This window comes from Novosphingobium sp., from assembly GCF_027489515.1.
Lineage (GTDB): Bacteria > Pseudomonadota > Alphaproteobacteria > Sphingomonadales > Sphingomonadaceae > Novosphingobium.
Window position 1 is genome coordinate 1 of the sequence record NZ_JAIXZS010000002.1, and the last position, 3,982, is coordinate 3,982.

Annotated in this window: 3 protein-coding genes; 1 reads left to right on the forward strand and 2 read right to left on the reverse strand. The window is 65.0% G+C overall.

The genetic code is table 11. The annotated features are described in order from the left end of the window. Window positions 1-11 precede the first annotated feature (11 nt). Window positions 12-194, reverse strand: coding sequence for a Flp family type IVb pilin (locus tag Q0082_RS00050; protein WP_054120896.1), 183 nt, complete (start codon window positions 192-194; stop codon window positions 12-14). Between the two features lie 305 nt (window positions 195-499). On the opposite strand from Q0082_RS00050, the gene Q0082_RS00055 reads away from it, so the two are divergent. After that, window positions 500-1,132 (forward strand): class I SAM-dependent methyltransferase, encoded by a 633-nt coding sequence (locus tag Q0082_RS00055; protein ID WP_298188486.1) that lies wholly within the window; start codon window positions 500-502, stop codon window positions 1,130-1,132. Between the two features lie 84 nt (window positions 1,133-1,216). Here Q0082_RS00055 and Q0082_RS00060 read toward each other — a convergent pair. Beyond that, the coding region (locus Q0082_RS00060; protein ID WP_298188488.1) for a ribonuclease E/G at window positions 1,217-3,982 on the reverse strand (2,766 nt) is incomplete at its 5' end.

Genomic DNA, 3,982 nt, shown 5'->3' on the forward strand with positions numbered 1-3,982 from the left:
GCGCGAAGCTCTTAGAGCTTGCCGTCCGAAGCGTTGTTCATCTGGGTCGAAACCAGGTTGAACGTGTTCGACAGCGAGTTGCCCAGCGCGCCCATGGCGGTGATGGCGGCAACAGCGATCAGAGCGGCGATCAGACCGTATTCGATGGCGGTCGCGCCTTCTTCGTTAGCGAGCAGGTTCTTGAAAAGCGTCATGTTCGATCTCCTGAGTTGGCGCCCCACGCGCCACCCACCCCTCGTGTCTTCCGTGGTGAGCAAGGACTTATCTACGCATAACCTTCTAACAATCCCCTAACGCACAGCGCCCTTCGCGTCACAGCTGAAAGGTCAAATATATATATAAATCAATATCATGACGCGCCTCGCTGAGGTCTGATGCAAAAGTTTGAGACACGAATCAGAAAACAATCGACTCGCGCAATCGCTCTGCCGAACTGCTTGTCCCCCTGCGCCAGGGCGTGCAACAACAACGCCAGTCGGCATGAGGGAGGTATGCAGCGATGGGGTTCAAGGCATTCTGGGATCGGCACATGGTGCCCCGGCTCATCCGCACCTGCTGCGGGGCGCCAGGTATCATGGAGTTGCGCGGGCAGGTCGTGCCCAAGGCGCGTGGCGCGGTGTTCGAGATCGGCTGCGGCGGCGGCTACAACCAGCAGTTCTACGACACGAACGCTGTGACGTCCTTCGCGGGGATCGATCCATCCGACAAGCTGCTCGATTTCGCGCGGACAGAAGCGGCGAAAAAAGGCTGGACGGCGGATATCCGCCACGGTGTGGGTGAGGCGATTCCCTTTGCGAGCGAGAGCTTTGATACGGTCGTGTGTACCTACACGCTGTGTTCGGTAGATGATCCGCAGCGCGTCCTGTCGGAAATGCGGCGGATCCTGAAGCCGGGCGGGCAGTTCCTGTTCCTCGAGCATGGGAGTGCGCCCGATGCCGATGTGCAGCGCTGGCAGCAGCGCATCGAGCCGATCTGGAAGCCGATAGCCGGCGGGTGCCATCTGACGCGGCCGGTGACGGCGGCGGTTCGGCATGCGGGCTTCGAGGTCGAACCCATCGGCAAGGGCTATCTTCCGGGCAATCCGCGCTGGGCGGCCTGGATGGAATGGGGTAGCGCAACGCGCCTTGCCTGAACTGAGGTAGAGCCCAAACGAAAGGCCCTCCCCGGCCTGGGTGCCGGGGAGGGCCTTTGTGTTGGTGTGCCAGATCTGGCGGGATCAGGCGCCGAAGGTGCGCTGCCACCAGCCGCGACGCGGCTCGCCGGGCTTTTCGTCGGCCGGAGCCGCAGCGGCAGCAGCCGGTGTGTCTGCCGCGGCTTCCTGCGCTGGCTCCTCAGCCGGGGCTTCCGCAGCAGGTGCAGCGGGTGCTTCGGCCTCAGGCAAATCGCTCTTCTTGCTACGCGTCCGCTTGGGCTTCGCGGGTGCTTCCACTTCCCCTGCCGGCTCAGCCGCAGGTGCTTCGGCAGCCGTTTCAGCAATCGCTTCGGCGACCGGCGCTTCCGCTTCGGCAGCATCGGCCTTCTTCCGTCGCGAGCGCTTGGGCTTTGCGGGGGCCTCGACCTCGGCGGCTACCGGTTCGGGGGCAGGAGCCTCAGCCTCTGCTTCGACCGGCTCGGCATCAGCCTTGCGGCGACGCGAACGGCGCGGCTTGGCAGGGGCGTCCTCGGTAACCTCTGCCGGGGCTGAGGTCTCGGCAGGTTCGGCAACGGTTTCGTCGCCGCTGGCGTCACTGCCCTGCGCCTCGTCACCCTGCGCCTCGTCACCCTGCGCATCTCCGTCACCACGGCCACCACGCCGGCGGCGACCACGGCGGCGGCGCTTGCGCGGGCCACGCTCATCGGCGCGCTCGTCGGTGCGTTCGCCGCCTTCGCTGCGCTCGCTGTCCTCATCGCCCTCGTCGTCGCCTTCAGCGTCGCTGCCTTCGCTTTCGTTGGCAGCTGACTGCGCCGTCTCGTTTCCATCACGATCGCGCCCACGGCCCCGGCGGCGCTTGCGGCGCTTGCGGCGACCACCTTCGCCGTCGCTTTCATCGCGATCACGTCGTTCGCCGCGCGGCTCGTCCTGGCCCTCGGCCTCTTCCTCGTCGCTGTAGTCGTCGTCCTCATCGGTGTCCGTCTCGGGCTCGACGATTGGCTCGAAGCGCGGCACGAACGAGGGCTTGGGCCCGCGCGAGGCAACGCGCATCTTGGCGCCTTCGTTCTCGCCTTCGGGAATCACCTCCACGGTCACGCCATAGCGCGCCTCGATCTCGGCAAGATCGGCACGCTTGGCATTGAGCACGTAGATCGCCGCTTCCTGACTGGCATAGAGCGTGATGATTGTGCCCTTGCCCTTGGCCGCTTCGTCCTCGATCATGCGGAGCGCCGACAGCCCCGCCGAAGAGGCAGTGCGGACGAGGCCTGAGCCATCGCAGTGCGGGCAGGCGCGGGTCGTGGCTTCAAGCACCCCGGTGCGCAGGCGCTGGCGGCTCATCTCCATGAGGCCGAAGCCCGAGATGCGCCCGACCTGGATGCGCGCGCGGTCGTTGCGCAGCGCGTCCTTCATCGCCTTCTCGACCTTGCGGACGTTGGAGCCGTATTCCATGTCGATGAAGTCGATCACGACAAGGCCGGCCATGTCGCGCAGACGCAGTTGCCGGGCGATCTCGCGTGCGGCTTCGAGGTTCGTGTTGACCGCGGTCGCCTCGATCCCGTGTTCCTTGGTCGAGCGGCCCGAGTTGATATCGATCGAGACAAGCGCCTCGGTCGGGTTGATCACGAGGTAGCCGCCGCTCTTCAGCTGGACGACCGGATCATACATCGCGGTGAGCTGGTCCTCGGCGCCGTAGCGCTGGAACAGCGGCACTGGATCGGCGTACTGCTTCACCCGCTTGGCATGGCTCGGCATCAGGAGCTTCATAAAGTCCTTGGCGGCGCGGTAGCCGTGTTCGCCCTCGACGACGACTTCCTCGATATCGCGGTTGTAGATATCGCGGATCGCGCGCTTGATGAGGTCGCTGTCCGAATGGATCAGCGCGGGCGCAGAAGACTTGAGCGTGCGTTCGCGGATCTCATCCCACAGGCGGGCGAGGTAGTCGAAGTCGCGCTTGATTTCGGGCTTAGTGCGCTGGAGGCCGGCAGTGCGCACGATGCAGCTCATCGTGCGGGGTAGCTCAAGCTCGGCCATGATCGACTTGAGGCGCTTGCGGTCAGCGGCCGAGTTGATCTTGCGGCTGATACCGCCGCCGTGGCTCGAGTTCGGCATGAGCACGCAGTAGCGGCCCGCGAGGCTGAGGTAGGTGGTGAGGGCAGCGCCCTTGTTGCCACGCTCTTCCTTGACGACCTGGACGAGGAGCACCTGGCGGCGCTGGATCACGTCCTGGATCTTGTAGCGGCGGCGCAGCGCCATGCGGCGGGCGCGCAGATCATCGGCCTCGCGCGCCTGGGCGCGGGGGGCGCGCTGACGGCGGGGGCGACGCTGGCGGCCACCATCGCTGTCTTCGGCGCCATCTTCACCATCTTCACGCGTATCGCCATCGGAATCATCGGCTAAGTCGTTGTCTTCAAAGCCATGTTCGACAACGCCACCTTCGATCGTGGCAACTTCGTCCTTCTCCGACGTATCGACTTCGGTAACGCCCTCGTCGCCGTCGTAGTCGTAGCGGTCGTCGCCGCCATCCTCGTCGTCAAGGTCGCCATGCTCGGCTTCGTCGGCGGCGCGCAGCGCGGCTTCCTCCTCGGCGTGGGCGGCTTCCTCGGCCAGAAGCCGCTCGCGGTCTTCCTTGGGGATCTGGTAGTAGTCGGGATGGATTTCGCTGAAGGCAAGGAACCCGTGGCGATTGCCGCCGAAATCGACGAAGGCCGCCTGCAGCGACGGTTCGACGCGAGTTACCTTGGCGAGATAGATGTTGCCCTTGATCTGCTTGTGATCGGCAGATTCAAAATCGAACTCTTCAATCCGGTTGCCATTGAGCACCGCCACCCGGGTTTCTTCCTGGTGGCGCGC

Bases quoted from the DNA above. Each gene is read 5' to 3' on its own strand.
- Q0082_RS00050 (WP_054120896.1), bottom strand. From the start codon at position 194: ATGACGCTTTTCAAGAACCTGCTCGCTAACGAAGAAGGCGCGACCGCC.
- Q0082_RS00055 (WP_298188486.1), top strand. From the start codon at position 500: ATGGGGTTCAAGGCATTCTGGGATCGGCACATGGTGCCCCGGCTCATC.